Source organism: Escherichia sp. 10290 (assembly GCF_030295155.1).
Classification (GTDB): domain Bacteria; phylum Pseudomonadota; class Gammaproteobacteria; order Enterobacterales; family Enterobacteriaceae; genus Escherichia; species Escherichia coli_F.
The window spans coordinates 1,355,454-1,370,124 of record NZ_AP025741.1; the positions used below are offsets into that span (position 1 = coordinate 1,355,454).

At 51.3% G+C, this 14,671-nt stretch carries 18 protein-coding genes and 1 pseudogene; 18 read left to right on the forward strand and 1 reads right to left on the reverse strand.

Annotated features, from left to right (window positions below):
- Positions 1–15: 15 nt before the first annotated feature.
- Genes QUE74_RS06725 through QUE74_RS06755 form a run of 7 tightly spaced genes read left to right on the forward strand, consistent with a single transcriptional unit; the run spans position 16 to position 6,027 of the window.
- Positions 16–1,230 carry a N4-gp56 family major capsid protein gene (locus QUE74_RS06725; RefSeq protein WP_000214474.1) on the forward strand — a complete coding sequence of 405 codons (1,215 nt, stop codon included), beginning with the start codon at positions 16–18 and terminating at the stop codon, positions 1,228–1,230.
- Positions 1,231–1,285: 55 nt separating this feature from the next.
- Positions 1,286–1,675 carry a hypothetical protein gene (locus QUE74_RS06730; protein ID WP_001140444.1) on the forward strand — a complete coding sequence of 130 codons (390 nt, stop codon included), beginning with the start codon at positions 1,286–1,288 and terminating at the stop codon, positions 1,673–1,675.
- A 49-nt stretch (positions 1,676–1,724) separates the two neighbouring features.
- Positions 1,725–2,186, forward strand: a complete 462-nt coding sequence (locus tag QUE74_RS06735) for a hypothetical protein (RefSeq protein ID WP_001371266.1) — start codon at positions 1,725–1,727, stop codon at positions 2,184–2,186.
- On the forward strand, positions 2,170–2,733 hold the full coding sequence (locus QUE74_RS06740; RefSeq protein ID WP_000829202.1) for a hypothetical protein: 564 nt from the start codon (positions 2,170–2,172) through the stop codon (positions 2,731–2,733). Before QUE74_RS06735 ends, QUE74_RS06740 begins: the two co-directional genes overlap by 17 nt.
- Complete coding sequence (locus tag QUE74_RS06745; RefSeq protein WP_000207922.1) at positions 2,733–3,383, forward strand: phage adaptor protein; 651 nt, start codon at positions 2,733–2,735, stop codon at positions 3,381–3,383. Before QUE74_RS06740 ends, QUE74_RS06745 begins: the two co-directional genes overlap by 1 nt.
- Positions 3,380–5,401, forward strand: a complete 2,022-nt coding sequence (locus QUE74_RS06750) for a tail fiber protein (protein WP_247186310.1) — start codon at positions 3,380–3,382, stop codon at positions 5,399–5,401. Before QUE74_RS06745 ends, QUE74_RS06750 begins: the two co-directional genes overlap by 4 nt.
- A 17-nt stretch (positions 5,402–5,418) precedes the next feature.
- Positions 5,419–6,027, forward strand: coding sequence for a DUF4376 domain-containing protein (locus QUE74_RS06755; protein WP_194316111.1), 609 nt, complete (start codon positions 5,419–5,421; stop codon positions 6,025–6,027).
- 142 nt (positions 6,028–6,169) lie between these two features.
- Here QUE74_RS06755 and QUE74_RS06760 read toward each other — a convergent pair.
- Positions 6,170–6,307 (reverse strand): annotated as a pseudogene (locus tag QUE74_RS06760) (YkgJ family cysteine cluster protein); the annotation flags it as partial.
- A 106-nt stretch (positions 6,308–6,413) separates the two neighbouring features.
- Here QUE74_RS06760 and QUE74_RS06765 point away from each other — a divergent pair.
- The 11 genes from QUE74_RS06765 (at position 6,414) to QUE74_RS06815 (ending at position 14,612) form a co-directional block, all read left to right on the forward strand.
- Positions 6,414–8,039, forward strand: a complete 1,626-nt coding sequence (locus tag QUE74_RS06765; protein WP_105268497.1) for a hypothetical protein — start codon at positions 6,414–6,416, stop codon at positions 8,037–8,039.
- A complete protein-coding gene (locus QUE74_RS06770; protein ID WP_105268496.1) occupies positions 8,036–9,304 on the forward strand; it encodes a phage tail tip fiber protein in 1,269 nt (422 codons plus the stop codon). The genes QUE74_RS06765 and QUE74_RS06770 overlap by 4 nt, the downstream gene beginning before the upstream one ends.
- A 14-nt stretch (positions 9,305–9,318) precedes the next feature.
- The gene (locus QUE74_RS06775) at positions 9,319–9,597 is read left to right on the forward strand and encodes a hypothetical protein (RefSeq protein WP_000455635.1); all 279 of its coding nucleotides are present in this window, start codon (positions 9,319–9,321) and stop codon (positions 9,595–9,597) included.
- Between the two features lie 5 nt (positions 9,598–9,602).
- Positions 9,603–10,220, forward strand: a complete 618-nt coding sequence (locus QUE74_RS06780; protein WP_001301884.1) for a hypothetical protein — start codon at positions 9,603–9,605, stop codon at positions 10,218–10,220.
- A 90-nt stretch (positions 10,221–10,310) separates the two neighbouring features.
- Entirely contained in the window at positions 10,311–11,045 is a 735-nt protein-coding gene (locus tag QUE74_RS06785; RefSeq protein ID WP_000835363.1) for an Ail/Lom family outer membrane beta-barrel protein, read from the forward strand.
- A gap of 232 nt (positions 11,046–11,277) precedes the next feature.
- Positions 11,278–11,418, forward strand: a complete 141-nt coding sequence (locus QUE74_RS06790) for a Hok/Gef family protein (RefSeq protein ID WP_001135717.1) — start codon at positions 11,278–11,280, stop codon at positions 11,416–11,418.
- Between the two features lie 56 nt (positions 11,419–11,474).
- Positions 11,475–11,876, forward strand: coding sequence for a hypothetical protein (locus QUE74_RS06795; protein ID WP_000035557.1), 402 nt, complete (start codon positions 11,475–11,477; stop codon positions 11,874–11,876).
- Between the two features lie 93 nt (positions 11,877–11,969).
- Positions 11,970–12,626, forward strand: coding sequence for a hypothetical protein (locus QUE74_RS06800; protein WP_105268495.1), 657 nt, complete (start codon positions 11,970–11,972; stop codon positions 12,624–12,626).
- 2 nt (positions 12,627–12,628) lie between these two features.
- Positions 12,629–13,075, forward strand: a complete 447-nt coding sequence (locus tag QUE74_RS06805) for a hypothetical protein (protein WP_096853716.1) — start codon at positions 12,629–12,631, stop codon at positions 13,073–13,075.
- Positions 13,076–13,084: 9 nt separating this feature from the next.
- Positions 13,085–13,336 (forward strand): bacteriocin, encoded by a 252-nt coding sequence (locus tag QUE74_RS06810; RefSeq protein ID WP_000540391.1) that lies wholly within the window; start codon positions 13,085–13,087, stop codon positions 13,334–13,336.
- Positions 13,337–13,346: 10 nt separating this feature from the next.
- Positions 13,347–14,612 (forward strand): hypothetical protein, encoded by a 1,266-nt coding sequence (locus tag QUE74_RS06815; RefSeq protein WP_000012452.1) that lies wholly within the window; start codon positions 13,347–13,349, stop codon positions 14,610–14,612.
- Positions 14,613–14,671 lie beyond the last annotated feature (59 nt).

Genomic DNA, 14,671 nt, shown 5'->3' on the forward strand with positions numbered 1-14,671 from the left:
AGGAGTACTGAAGTAATGACGACTGTAACATCAGCCCAGGCGAATAAGCTGTATCAGGTGGCGCTTTTTACTGCTGCCAACCGCAACCGCTCGATGGTTAATATCCTTACTGAACAGCAGGAAGCGCCAAAAGCGGTTTCGCCGGACAAGAAAAGCACGAAGCAGACCAGCGCAGGTGCGCCGGTTGTCCGTATCACAGACCTTAACAAACAGGCCGGTGATGAAGTGACCTTCAGCATCATGCACAAACTCTCAAAACGTCCGACGATGGGAGATGAGCGTGTTGAAGGTCGTGGTGAGGATCTCAGCCATGCTGACTTCTCCCTGAAAATCAATCAGGGACGTCACCTGGTGGATGCAGGCGGACGTATGAGTCAGCAGCGCACGAAGTTTAACCTGGCATCCTCAGCCAGAACGCTTCTGGGGACGTACTTTAATGACCTGCAGGACCAGTGTGCGATAGTGCATCTTGCTGGAGCTCGTGGTGATTTTGTTGCTGACGACACTATTCTGCCGACAGCGGAGCACCCTGAATTCAAAAAAATCATGATCAACGATGTACTGCCTCCGACACATGACCGTCACTTTTTTGGCGGTGATGCGACAAGCTTTGAGCAGATTGAAGCGGCAGATATTTTTTCTATTGGCCTGGTGGACAATCTCTCCCTGTTCATTGACGAAATGGCGCATCCGTTACAGCCGGTTCGTCTGTCCGGTGATGAACTTCACGGAGAAGATCCATATTACGTCCTGTACGTCACGCCGCGTCAGTGGAATGACTGGTACACCTCGACGTCCGGTAAGGACTGGAACCAGATGATGGTTCGTGCCGTGAACCGTGCAAAAGGTTTTAATCATCCGCTGTTCAAAGGTGAATGTGCGATGTGGCGCAATATACTGGTTCGTAAGTATGCGGGTATGCCGATACGTTTCTATCAGGGGTCAAAGGTTCTTGTATCAGAGAATAACCTGACGGCAACCACGAAAGAGGTCGCTGCTGCAACCAATATTGACCGCGCCATGTTACTGGGGGCTCAGGCGCTGGCAAATGCTTACGGTCAGAAGGCGGGCGGTCACTTCAACATGGTTGAGAAGAAAACGGATATGGATAACCGTACTGAGATAGCAATCAGCTGGATCAACGGTCTGAAAAAAATCCGTTTCCCCGAGAAGAGCGGCAAGATGCAGGATCACGGTGTGATTGCCGTTGATACAGCAGTGAAGCTCTGATTTTTTCCTTTCCCCATGCCGGGTTTTCGCCCGGCTTTTTCAGGAGTCATTAATTATGGCAAAGACTATCCTTGCCCCGTCACTGAGTGAACGGGTCTATACGGGTACGCACGGTAATGAGTCGGTGGCAGAAGGCGTATTTACGGTGAATGCTGCGGAAGCGGACAGTGTTATTCATCTTCTCTCACTGCCAGTGGGCATCCGTATCAACTCACTCCAGCTGGTTTCAACGGGCGGTCTGGGTACTGCAACCGTCAGCATTAAGTCCGGTGAGCATGTTCTCATCGATAACAGCGAAGCTGTTTCTGCAAAATTTGCCAGATATGTGCCAGTGGAGCCGTACACCACACAGCGTGACGGGGAGCTGGTTACTGTCACCATTAAGACTGCCGCTGCAACCGGCACCCTGAATGTTCTGCTGCGTTATACAGTGGTGGGATACTGATTAAAACCTTCCGGCCCGCGTCATGCGGGCTTTTTATCCGGGGAATTATATGAGTGAGAAAATTGCCGTTGTCTATATCGGCCCAAAACCCGTGAAAAAGGACACCATTACCGGAAGCCGCACATTGTTCCCACGTCTTGAGCCGGTGCATGTTGACAGTGCGATGGCCTGGCAACTGCTGGGGTTTCCTGATGTCTGGGTTCGTCATGAAGAGCTTGATGATGTTCTGAAAAAGCAACAACAGAATGAGCAGTTGAGGCAGGCACAGCAGGCGCAGGAAAGAGTGCTTGCTGCGCGGGCAGAAGCGGAGAACAGTTTTGTTGTTTCTGTTAACGGGCAGGAGGTGGATTTAAGTAAGCTCACCTCAGCACGACTGGCGACGCTGTGTGAGGCAGAAGAGCTGGATATTCACAAAGACCCGAAAGAAACGGCTGAGGCATTCCGTATCCGGGTGCGTGAGGCATTTTGCCGTCGTGTTGCGGAGACTGAACAGCATGGCGGAACTGAGTGATTTTTTACCGTATGTCCGTCGTCATATCAGCGGTCCACTGAACATTATGATGACGGATGCTCTGTCAATGGCTGCCGTGGCATTCAGCCGCCAGTCGTTGGTGTGCCGTCGGGAGGTTACTGTTGTACCAGTAGCAGGAAAAGAAATTGTGCTTCCGTATGATAAAGATGATGAGGAGTGCGTTCATATCATCCGTATCTCTGACGATAATCATGAGCTTTTTGTCGGTCGGGATGTGGATATCAGCTCCGGACGCTCCCTGCGATTTGCCTGTTCTCCCGGTGAGGTGAGCGTGCTTTATGCCGTCGCTCCGAAAGCCGGACGCAGCCAGATACCGGATGAACTCCTCACATGGCCTGAAGAAGTGGCAGCGGGGGCACTTGAGCGGTTGTTCATGCAGACTGGTGTTTCATGGTCAGATCCGTCACGCGCACAGTATTTTTCTGTGCAGTTTTCTGAGGGGATCCGTCGGGCATATCGTCATACACTGGCGACAAGCCCGTACTCTTCATACCGCAACCCTGTACGCAGGCAGAGGTTTTACTGATGACGACGATTACAGAAATCATCGGACGTGTGAATACACAACTGGTTGACCCGATGATGGTTCGCTGGCCCCTGCAGGAATTGTGCGATTATTACAATGATGCTGTGAGGGCAGTGATTCTGGCGAGACCGGATGCTGGCGCAAGCCTGGAAACAATCAGTTGTGTTCCTGGCGCCCGTCAGGTTTTGCCCGATGGTGTAATACAACTTCTTGACGTGATATGCCTCAGTGACGGTAGTGCAGTCAGACCATTATCCCGGGAGGTGCTGGATGCGCAGTATCCTGAGTGGCCCACAATGAAGGGTATTCCTGAATGTTTTATCAGCAACGACCTGTCCCCGCGCGTATTCTGGCTGTTTCCTGCTCCTGACAAAGAGATAAGTATTGATGCAGTGGTAAGCCGGATACCGGAGGCAGTGTATGTTCTGACGCAGGACGATGATACGCCAGTTCCACTGGAAGAGGCTTATGTTAACCCACTGGTGGACTGGATGTTGTTTCGCGCTTTCAGTAAGGATGCTGCCGGTGGCGCAGAATCGGGGCTGGCTGCGCAGCATTATCAGAGTTTTGTTGAGCAACTAGGGATCAAACAGGGGGCAGACAGTGCATTGTCTGCCCGTAAAAAAGTGTTTAACGGAGGTGGAGTGTGAGTGTTGTTGTTTCGGGGACGCTGAAATCTCCTGATGGTGAGGCGATATCAGGAGCAAATATTACCCTGACGGCGCTGACAGTTTCACCGGATGCGCTCAGCGGCACCAGTGCGTCGGCAGTGACCCGTGAAGGTGGATACTACGGAATGACGATGGAACCGGGGGAGTATTCGGTTTCGGTGACGGTGAAAGGGAAAACTGCTGTCTACGGACGTGTGCGTATTGAGGGGACCGAAAGTACGGTGACGCTCAATATGCTGTTACGCCGCAGTCTTGTTGAGGTGAGCATACCCGGAGAACTACTGACAGATTTCCGGCAGATACAGAACAATGTTGCGGATGACCTTGCCACCATTCGTCGCCTTAATGAAGACACTACGACAAAAAACACTCAGGCGATAAAGTCAAAAGAAAGTGCGGAAGCCAGTGCGAAGAGTGCATCTGACAGTGCAAAGACGGCAACCAGCAGGGCGGCTGAAGCCGGACAAAAAGCGACTGATGCCACTGAGGCTGCGACCCGTGCAGTCACAGCAGCGGGGAATGCAGAGGAAAGCTCGACCCGTGCCGGAGAGTCTGAAAAAGCCGCCGGAGCTGATGCAGAAAAAGCCAGACAGCATGCTGAAAAGGCCAGGCTGGCGCAGGAGAGCGCCGGAGAGATCCTTAAGCGGGCAGAGGCTGCCACTGTCAGTGCTGAAGAGGCCAGACGTATGGCTGAGAATGCACGGGGGCCCCGGGGGCCTCAGGGAGAAACTGGTCCGAAGGGGGATGTCGGTCCTAAAGGCGAAACAGGTCCAGTGGGCCCTCAAGGGCCCGCAGGGCCGAAAGGTGAGCGTGGTGACGTTGGTGCTCAGGGGGCTGTAGGGCCCGCTGGTCCGCGTGGTGAGAAGGGCGAACAGGGGGAGCGAGGACCGCAGGGAATACCAGGCCTGAAGGGGGATACCGGAGAGCGGGGGCCTAAAGGGGACCAGGGGGATATGGGGCCAAAAGGCGAGAAAGGTGATCCGGGAGGTCCTGCAGGCCCGCAAGGTCCTAAAGGTGAACGAGGAGAAGCCGGACCACAGGGACCGATGGGAGCACGAGGTGAGCGTGGGGAGACTGGCCCCCGAGGTGAACCTGGTCCTGCAGGTCCGAGAGGCGAACGAGGAGAGACCGGACCTCAGGGACCTCGTGGAGAGCCAGGTCCGGCAGGCAGCGCTGCAAATGTGGCTGATGCGACGACGGCACAGAAGGGAATTGTGCAGTTAAGCAGCGCAACGGACAGTGATGATGAAGCGAAGGCAGCCACCCCGAAAGCGGTGAAAGCGGCAATGGATGTGGCAAATGAAGCGAAAACAAAGGCAGAAGAGGCTGCAGCAGGAGGTGGTGTTCCCGGTCCGAAAGGAGATAAAGGGGACACGGGGCCAGCAGGTCCGGCTGGGCCGAGGGGCGTTCAGGGACCGAAAGGTGATCCCGGCCCCCTGGGACCAAAGGGGGATACTGGCGCTGCTGGGGCAAAGGGTGAGAAAGGAGCCACCGGCGCAACCGGGCCACAGGGACCTAAAGGGGATACGGGAGCTGCAGGCCCGGCAGGCGCACAGGGGCCAAAAGGTGACAAAGGCGATCCGGGTGTGGCTGGACCAGCAGGTCCGGCAGGTGCGCCGGGGCCGAAAGGCGATAAAGGTGATCCGGGAGTAGCAGGTCCAGCAGGTCCAGCAGGTCCGGCGGGGCCACAGGGACCTAAAGGGGATACGGGAGCCGCAGGCCCGGCAGGTGCGCAGGGTCCGAAAGGTGATAAAGGCGATCCTGGACCAGGTGCTCAACAGGTCAGTGCGGGGGATATAGGTTCTCTGGTTTATGCCATGTACGAAGGCACAGCAGACTATGGCGACAGTGTTGCAGCCAGCCAGTTGCGCCCGTCATCTTCTTATGATGCTGATGTAAGTTTCGACAACTCGGCTGTCACTCTGTCAGGGACATGGCGTTGCCTTGGATATGTAGGGATGTCGACAGGGAAGTCACTGTTTATTCGTATAAAATAAACGAGGAGGAAAAAGTTATGGCAGAGACGGTAACTGGTGTTATTGCCGTTCGTAATGCTGCGTATAACGAAAATGGCGGGATAAACTGCGAGGTGCAGTTTGAAGATGCGGTGAATGAAAAAGGAGAGCAGGTATGGCTGCCGTATACCGCAACGGAAACGGATAATACAGAACACGGAAAAGCCTTGTGGTCGGGGCTGACAGCAGGAACGTACGGAAGTGTGAGTGCCTTTGTTGCCACGGAAGCAGTACTGGAAGCGGCAAAAGCGGCGAAAAGGGAAGAGATTAATATCTGGCGTGATGTGCAGGAGAATATGGAATACGTGATGGAATTCAACGGAAGGAACTGGGATTACGGCAAGAAGACGTTGTCCAGGATAAGCACGACACGCCTGATGGCAGAGAATAACCGTCTTCCGGAAGGTTTTGCCTGGACGGACGGGGATAATAATGTGGTGCCGGTAACGGCGGCTGACATCATTGCGCTGGCAGATGCGACAGAGCAGGCGATGTTTGCGAAGGGAGTGGAGATTAATACACGGCAGTTGCAGATGAAAGCAGAGGTTGAGGCGCTGACAGAGCTGAAGGCGATCCGCAGTTATGTTGTCGGATGGCCTGCTGGCTGAATAAAAAAAACGGGACCACGACCAGTCCCGGAACCATGAGTTTTAGGGTATTAGTTTGTTATCATAGTTAGCGTGCTAAGTATGCCATATCAGGCTGATTAGTGAAGTGATGTTGTTCGCATTTTTTCACGGCGGAGAATATTCAGATTTTTGGAAATCCATATTTTTCCCGTGCGCGATTACATGCTTCATTTACGATGCCATTTTCGCCGGACATTGCGAATTCCCTGCATGTGGACGGGCGGTTTTTGTAAACAGAGCAATATGCGTTTTCACCGGGAGGGGGCCGGTAAGAGCGACTCCTGTACGGGTTGACGTCGTGAAATTGTGCCGGGATTAATTATTCCACCTCGTCTGCCATTCAAATTTTCGGATACCAGATAACCATGCCTTATATCGATATAACCACTATGCGCGGGATGATGCCAGGCGTTATTGAATCTATGCTTCCTGATAATTCTGCTGTACTGGCAGAAAACTGTCATTTTCGCTATGGCGTGATCACGCCTGAACACGAGATGTCAGAGGTTGAGAAAACATTCACAATTAAGCCAAAAACAATTTTTCATTACCGTGACGATTTCTGGTTTGCATGGACGGATGTGGTGGATGTGATCCGCAGTCCGATCGCTCAGGACCCCCACGGGCGTATTTACTACACTGACGGGCGTTTTCCTAAAGTGACGGATGCAACCATTGCCACAAAAGGGGACGGGAATCATCCGGCATCATCGTATCGTCTGGGGATCCCCGCGCCGACGACAGCACCTGTCTGTACTGTTCAGCAGGGCGGTGATGTTTCTGACGATAACCCGAATGATGACGAAACCCGGTTTTATACGGAAACCTTTGTCTCAGATTATGGTGAAGAAGGTCCGCCAGGTCCGGCGTCTCTGGAGGTAACACTCCGTACTCCGGGGACTGCGGTACAGCTGACGCTGTCTCCGGTGCCATTGCAGAATGCCAGTATTAAACGCCGCCGGATTTATCGCTCTGCATCAGGTGGAGGGGAGGCGGATTTTTTACTTGTGGCTGAACTGGATGCATCCGTGCTCAGTTACACGGACAAAATACCGGGGAAAAACCTTGGACCTTCTCTGGCGACATGGGATTACCTGCCGCCGCCAGAGAATATGACAGGCCTTTGCCTGATGGCTAATGGTATTGCCGCCGGGTTTGCCGGTAATGAAGTGATGTTTTCGGAAGCGTATCTGCCGTATGCATGGCCGGAAGTGAATCGTCACACGACGGCAGAAGATATTGTGGCTATCTGTCCGCTGGGAACGTCACTGGTGGTGGCGACAAAGGGGGAGCCTTATCTGTTCAGTGGGGTATCACCGTCCACAATTTCTGGCTCCAGAATTCCTTCCATGCAGGCATGCCTGAGCCGAAGAAGTATGGTGGCGATGGAGGGATTCGTACTCTATGCCGGGACAAACGGTCTGGTATCTGTTGATGTAAACGGTAATACAGCACTGGCAACGGAAAAGATTATTTCACCTGAAGAGTGGCAGAGTCAGTTTAACCCGGCGTCCATTGTGGCTTATTCCTGGCGTGGTGAGTACATTGCCTGTTACACGAAACCGGATGGTAAGCAGGATGTGTTTGTATTCAGTCCGGTGAACATGGATATCCGTTATCTCAGTACACCGTTTGACTGCGCATGGGTTGATCTCGCGAAAGATATGATGCGCGTGGTGACAGGAGACAAAATGTCAGTGCTTGCCGGGGGCTCTCTGCCCTCCACGATAAGGTGGCATTCAAAAATTTTTTCATTACCTGAAAGAACCTCTTTTTCCTGTATCAGGGTGAAATCTCCGGCGCCTGAGCGGGTGGGGATCACCATTATGGCTGATGATGTTCCTGTGATTAATTTTGCGCCGGGTACGTTTAAGGGAAGTGTGGTGAGACTTCCGGCAGCAACCGGGCAAAACTGGCAGGTGATGGTATCCGGATTCGGGCAGGTGGAACGAATAACCCTGAGTACATCGATGTCGGAGATGCCGGTATGACCAGAAAACCGTGGCGTGCGGGGAAGGATTTATCCACAGTTGTGGAGAACATGGAAATTGGCACCGGGCAGCGTGGTGACGGACGCCACGCATTTGTGACCCGTGAGGAACTGGTTGGTCTTAAACTCGCCCGGCGTCGAACATCGGGTGGTGCCTCATATGCACTGAATCCGGGTATTGAGATTGACAGTACTTTAATGACTGTTGATTTTCCCACAAAACCGCTGAATTTTAAGGCGACAGGAGGATTTGGCTCGGTTCTTCTTGAATGGGATATGCCTAATTATCGCGGACATTCACTGACTGAAATCTGGCGGGGTACGGAGGATGACCTTGCTGATGCAGTGCTGGTTGCCACGACGCCGGGGCAGGTTTACGGCGATCCGGTTGACCCTGGCTGGTCGGGATTTTACTGGATACGTTTTGTTAACGCGGCAGGAGTGAAAGGTCCATGGAATGCTGAAAAAGGCACTCAGGCACAAACACAGATCGGCGTGAAGGCCATCATTGACCAGATCCGCGATGAGGCTGCAAAGTCGCCGGTTGTGTCCGAGCTGCGTAAAGAAATAAAAAACGCGCAGGGGCAGGCTGTAAAGGATGCTGCAATTAAGACAACCGAAGTTGTGGGGACTCTCAGGGAAGAAACGACAAGAACGATTGGTGGTATTGAAACCCGCATTAGCACACTGGATTCGTCAACCAGTGAATCGCTTAATGAGGTCGACAAGCGCATCACTAAACTGGATAAAGAAGGCGGTGGGGCGTTTCTGGCAATGTGGTCAAAAAAAGCGGGAGTTGATGGTATCACTGCGGGGATCGGGATTGTCGCCGGAAAAGACAGTGAAGGCAGGCCTGTAAGTCATGTTGCAATTTCTGCGTCGCAGTTGTTTGTCTTTGACCCGAACAACCCGGATAACACCGCCTATCCGTTTGCGGTATCAGGTGGCAAGGTTGTGATCCCGAAAGCGATGATTTATGACGCGGTGATTGAAACACTGGTGTCGCGGAAGGTTGTGGCGGATGAGGTAAAAGCCGGGGTAAGTATCACTTCGCCAGTTATCCGGAGTGCCGTTATTCAGAACGGAAACTTTCAGGTTGATTCTCAGGGTAACCTGAATATTGGAGGCCTTTTCAGTGTTACGTCACAAGGGCAACTGACAATTCGTTACTCTAATCAGAATGTAGGACTGGTGATCCGCAATGATAAAATTGAGGTTTATGATCAGAATGGACGACTGGCTGTTCGCATAGGCAGATTACGCTGATCAGGAGGTGAGTATTGGAATACGGTTTTGCCATTTATAACAGAAATAACGTTAATGTTACGGGCGTGCTGACTCCGGTATTTTTCCTGGACAGATTTACAGCGGAGTCTGGCTCAAAGACGTACACGAATAAACCCGACGGGAAATCATTGCAGGCTGTATGTTGTTTATTTCCCTGGAATAATGTATTTGCGGATCGGAAAGTACCGAAGATAACCATTAATGGCAATACGGTGACGTGGTCGAATCTTGAGCAGGGTATGGGATCTTATATTTATACATTCTGGGGATAAGTGTCATGTATGGTTTGAGCATTATGAAGCCGGATGGCAGCGTATGGATAAGTCCAGGTTTTACGCCGCAGTGTCTGATCAACAAAGGCACCATACCGGCGACTGAAAAGTCTTTTTTTAAAACATCAATCCCGTCAGGCAAAAGTTGTTTTTTCTTTATCAGAACAGAGAAGAAGGCCGATGTCATGTACACGCATGAACAGATTGATGGATATCATGCACTAAGGCTTCATGTAATTGTCAGGGGAACGAACCCTGGTGTTACGACGGTTTATGCTTTCGCGAATATGGTTACTCCACCTTCTGAGTATGGTATCGCCATGTATAACCCGGACGGTGAGATGATTTATCATGGCGAAATGATGCTGCTTGACGCGAAGTTAATACCTGTTGATATCAAATTTGAAAAGGACCTTGGATATCCATGCGCAATCATGCCTGCACTGGTCGGGTATTATAACTGGAAAAGAACTCCTTATGATCGACCGATTTATACCACATCCACTGGTGCTACAGGAAATAAAATATATTCCTGTGAGCATTATTCCGGCGGTGCAACATGGGATATTCGAAAGCCGTATATAGATAAGGTCCTGGTTATTAATACATCAGTATATGATTAGTTGAAGCGAGTCTTTAATATTCATTTAAAATGTCTAAAAAGATGTATTATTAAAAAGTTTAGCGTGTTATCTGAATACAGGATATCTTAAATGAAGAGTATAGCAACACTGGTTGTGTGTGCAATCTCCGGGATTGCCTGTGTAAATTTATCTGCACATGCAGCAGAAGGAAACCATACAATTTCTCTGGGGTATGCGCACTTTCAGTTTCCGGGACTGAAGGATTTTGTAAAGGATGCGACTGCTCATAACAGGGAGACTTTCAGTCATTTCGTCAACAGAAACTACTTTTCTTCATTGGGCGAATATACAGATGGTCGGGTCAGTGGATATGAAGGCAAGGATAAAAATCCACAGGGCATTAATATCAGGTATCGCTACGAGATAACGGATGATTTTGGCGTTATCACCTCTTTTACATGGACGCGTTCTCTCACTAACTCACAGACATTTATTGATGTGCAGTCAGCCGATCATACCAGGAAGATTAAGAATCCGGCAGCTTCTGCCAGAACGGATATCAGGGCGAATTACTGGAGTCTGTTAGCGGGGCCTTCATGGCGGGTTAATCAGTACATGAGTTTATATGCGATGGCAGGGATGGGCGTTGCTAAAGTTAGCGCTGACCTGAAAATTAAGGACAATATTAACAGTAGTGGCGGATTTTCTGAAAGCAACAGCACGAAAAAAACCTCCCTTGCGTGGGCTGCAGGTGCACAGTTTAACCTGAATGAGAGTGTTACACTGGATGTGGCTTACGAAGGTTCCGGCTCTGGCGACTGGCGCACGAGTGGCGTTACTGCTGGCATTGGCCTGAAATTCTGACCTGTATCCGGTAACCGTTTACTACCCGCTGTGATGGCGGGTTTTTTATTGCCCGTACAGGGCAAAAACCGTAAATTATGCGTGGGTGCCTTTCGGCTGATGGCTGGAGGGAGAACCTGAAGGCCTGATGTGGAAAGGCCCCGAGTCAACTTAACGTTAACCCGAGGCCCTAACACTTCGTACCTTAAGCAAGTAGAAGGTTAGCGCCTCTCTGTAAAAGGAGTCAAGCGCTATGCCGCAAAAAACGATCATAGTCAGCATTTTATGCATAACTATTTTGATGATTGTCTGGATGATACACAACTCTCACTGTGAGTTCAGACTTAACATCATGTGGTCACAATTTGCGGCGTTCTTACAGTGTAAGCAGTAGGAAAACCGCGACGGGGACGAAAGTCCCCGTCAACTGGTTGCTGAGGTTCAGTCGATATGGCACCCGTTTCAGGTGAGAGAATGAACGATAAAATTCTCCGGTATATGCAGCGTGTGGTGAGGAATTCCCGCAACCCTGAATTTATGAATGAAGTTAAAGACGCCTGCCTTAAAAAGCAGGCGTTTTGTTTTGAGGCACCTGATGGCTTTCTGGTGCTGCGTTCTGTGCTCAGTGCTGATGGTATCCCTTATGTTCTGGTGTTGCTGGGCGTGTGTACGGGGAGTAACAGCGTTGAGCGTTATCTGCCGGAGGTGAAGACATTAACCCGTCTGGCTGGCGGACGCTGGGCTGAATTTCATACGGCAAGGCGGGGATTTATCCGGCTGGGAAAACGTCTGGGCTTTGAGCGAATGCCGGATGATGAGGATGGCTTCATGGTGTTCAGGATAGCGGTCTGACTGCTACAGTTTTCATCATTGTGTTTAAACCAACATTGTAATTCACATTCTGACCCTGCTCCGGCAGGGTTTTTTGTTATCCAGGGGGCCATTATGGGTGGAAGTAAAGGCGGTGGTGATACCAAAGTAAAACCAACAGCAGCGCAAATAGCACAGGAAGAAGTGGCCTGGAAAGGGTGGCAGGATTATCAAAAAATCCTCCGCCCGGCTGAAGATAACTTCATGGAAAAGGTCGATGACCTGAACAGTGAGCAGCAGTACGACAATATTGCTGGCACCACAAATCTGGGGTATCAGAAACAGTTTGGCGAAGCACGGAAGGAGCTGGCGGGTAATCTTGCTCAGTCCGGTGTTGACCCGTCCAGTGGTCGCTTTAACGCGGTAATGAATGCGAACCAGAGTGATCAGGTAACCGGGCAGATTGACACAACCACACGGGGGCAGGTATCGCAGGCAGATAAGTATGTTGCCGGGCTACAGGATGTTGCAGCTCTCGGTTCTGGTCAGAAGGCGGATGCGTTACAGAGTTTTAACTCGCTGGCAGACAGCAGTCTGGCAAAAGCTAAATCGGATGCACAGGCGGCGTTTACGAAACAGCAGGGGCGAGCCTCTCTTGTTGGCGCTGGTCTGGGTGCGGCAGGTACATATGCGATGCATAAGGCTGGCGGTAGCGGAGGAAGTGGCGGTGCTAAAACACCTGGCACTGGCGCTAATGCCATTCAGCATCAGGCTCAGAACTGGAGACTGTGATTATGGAGTACGGTAAATACGAAACACTTGCAAGATACGGTTATACCGGAGCAGCCCGCCCTCAGGGGGACTGGCAGACATCCGCAGCGCTGACCCGCCAGCAATACGACGACTGGCGCACCAGATATTTACCCCGTGTAGCAAGGCTGGCTGACCTTGGGGAGAACAACAGTCTGATGAATGCACAGCTTGCACGGGTGGGAGGCCTTGCCACTTCCGGTCTCCGTACAGCGCAGATGGCGCAGGATAACCAGATGGCGAGATACGGGGTAAACCGCCCGGATAATCCCGACAGTAATACGCTGGGGTTACGTAATGCCCTGGCAATTGCTGGCGCGAAAAATGGTATCCGTGAAGCCGAACAGGATCGCCAGATGAATATTCTGACGGGGGCTTCTGCACCGGCAAGACAGAAACTGAGTGTTGGCGGCCAACTGGTGGCAGCGTAAGGGGGCAATATGGGATACGGTTTACTGGATATTGCAAATCAGTCGCGGCGTGAGGCATTACAGGGAATAAGTGACGCAGACAGACGACGTGAAGAAATTGAGGCTGCGAACAAACAGATGGCGGCGCAACAGAAAGCGCAGAACAAGCAGAATATCGGTACGGGCATTGGTACGGGGGCGGCTATTGGCGCATCCGTTGGTGGTCCTGTTGGTGCTGTTGCTGGAGCAGTAATTGGCGGCATTGCTGGTTCTTTGTTTTAAGGAGTGGTGAATGAGCGGATTTGCACAGGGGTTACTTGCCGGATTCAGCACCGTTGACCAGGCAATGACCCGTCGTAAGGAGCTTGGTCTGCGTGAAGCACAGCTTGCCCGGCAACAGAAAAATAACGAGCGCGATTTTGAGTTTGCGCAGTCTCAGTTTGAACATAATAAAAACGTTGATCAGCGGAACTTTGATTACAGAGCCAAAGTTGACGACCGTAATTATGCACTGAAGGAAAGGGAGTTTAACGCTAACCAGAATTACCGGAATGCGTCACTGGGTATGGAGCAGCAGCGACTCCAGTTGCAGAAATACAACCAGCGACGGCTTGAGTATAACGATATGATTGCCCATAGCCAGCCACTAATGGAAGCGCTTGGAAAAGCAATTGAGGCTGGCGATCAGGAGGCTGCAACGCGTCTGTTCGGGCAGCTGCCAAAGGGACATCCATTAATTCTTATGTCAAACGAAGGCTATGCAGCGAAAGCGGGTCAGGCCGTGATCAACCTGCAAAAAATCTTTGGTGATAAGCCGGACATGGCGATCGATTCGCTGAATACCCCGGAAAATCTCGATGTGCTTTCCGGCGTGTTTGCCCCGGAACTACAACAGCGTATTGGCATGCCTGATTCAACCGGGGAAAAAACGATAAAAGAGGCCAGGATTGGCAGTATCGTACCAGCGCAGCAGGAAGGGTACGTACTTATTGGCCTTGATCTCACATACAGCGATGGCTCCACCGCGCATAAACCTGTAACAGAATACGGCAGTGCGCACCCTGATGATCAAACCGTGCTGGCGATACCCGTTGATAAGGCTATCGCTCAGGTCAGGGATCGCAGCAAATTTGCAGAGATATCGAAAAATTATGGTTATTTTATGCCGAAGCAGCAGGGACTTTCTCTGAAAGAGCTTCAGAAGGGGGCCAGCAACGTAGCGGCGGACGCGATCAAGAATGGCGGTAATGCTCAGGCTGCGGTGGATGAATATTATGCTGCGACTGGTTCACAACCGCATCAACAGAAAATTCAGCAACAAAAACTTCAGCAACAGGTTATCAACTGGGCGGGAGATGATCCTGATAAGCTGTCATTTGCCAGAAATGTAGCGGCCCGTCAGCCTGAAATGCTGGAACCTCAGAATCAGAAATTGCTGGAGAACGGGTATGCGAATTTTCTCCGTATTCAAAAGGCCAGGGGGGAACAGGCCAGAGATGAAAGTGCTTCATCTGCATCTCAGTTTATCCGTGGACTGAAACAGAATTACGCCCAGTAATTCACGATATTCCATTAATACCATTTCCTGATGCCCGGCCATTGTGCCGGGTTTTTTTA

What these genes read in the sequence shown, in the direction of transcription:
- QUE74_RS06725 (WP_000214474.1), top strand. Translation starts at nt 16, where the DNA reads ATGACGACTGTAACATCAGCCCAGGCGAATAAGCTGTATCAGGTGGCG.
- QUE74_RS06730 (WP_001140444.1), top strand. Translation starts at nt 1,286, where the DNA reads ATGGCAAAGACTATCCTTGCCCCGTCACTGAGTGAACGGGTCTATACG.
- QUE74_RS06735 (WP_001371266.1), top strand. Translation starts at nt 1,725, where the DNA reads ATGAGTGAGAAAATTGCCGTTGTCTATATCGGCCCAAAACCCGTGAAA.
- QUE74_RS06740 (WP_000829202.1), top strand. Translation starts at nt 2,170, where the DNA reads ATGGCGGAACTGAGTGATTTTTTACCGTATGTCCGTCGTCATATCAGC.
- QUE74_RS06745 (WP_000207922.1), top strand. Translation starts at nt 2,733, where the DNA reads ATGACGACGATTACAGAAATCATCGGACGTGTGAATACACAACTGGTT.
- QUE74_RS06755 (WP_194316111.1), top strand. Translation starts at nt 5,419, where the DNA reads ATGGCAGAGACGGTAACTGGTGTTATTGCCGTTCGTAATGCTGCGTAT.
- QUE74_RS06765 (WP_105268497.1), top strand. Translation starts at nt 6,414, where the DNA reads ATGCCTTATATCGATATAACCACTATGCGCGGGATGATGCCAGGCGTT.
- QUE74_RS06770 (WP_105268496.1), top strand. Translation starts at nt 8,036, where the DNA reads ATGACCAGAAAACCGTGGCGTGCGGGGAAGGATTTATCCACAGTTGTG.
- QUE74_RS06780 (WP_001301884.1), top strand. Translation starts at nt 9,603, where the DNA reads ATGTATGGTTTGAGCATTATGAAGCCGGATGGCAGCGTATGGATAAGT.
- QUE74_RS06785 (WP_000835363.1), top strand. Translation starts at nt 10,311, where the DNA reads ATGAAGAGTATAGCAACACTGGTTGTGTGTGCAATCTCCGGGATTGCC.
- QUE74_RS06790 (WP_001135717.1), top strand. Translation starts at nt 11,278, where the DNA reads ATGCCGCAAAAAACGATCATAGTCAGCATTTTATGCATAACTATTTTG.
- QUE74_RS06795 (WP_000035557.1), top strand. Translation starts at nt 11,475, where the DNA reads ATGGCACCCGTTTCAGGTGAGAGAATGAACGATAAAATTCTCCGGTAT.
- QUE74_RS06800 (WP_105268495.1), top strand. Translation starts at nt 11,970, where the DNA reads ATGGGTGGAAGTAAAGGCGGTGGTGATACCAAAGTAAAACCAACAGCA.
- QUE74_RS06805 (WP_096853716.1), top strand. Translation starts at nt 12,629, where the DNA reads ATGGAGTACGGTAAATACGAAACACTTGCAAGATACGGTTATACCGGA.
- QUE74_RS06810 (WP_000540391.1), top strand. Translation starts at nt 13,085, where the DNA reads ATGGGATACGGTTTACTGGATATTGCAAATCAGTCGCGGCGTGAGGCA.
- QUE74_RS06815 (WP_000012452.1), top strand. Translation starts at nt 13,347, where the DNA reads ATGAGCGGATTTGCACAGGGGTTACTTGCCGGATTCAGCACCGTTGAC.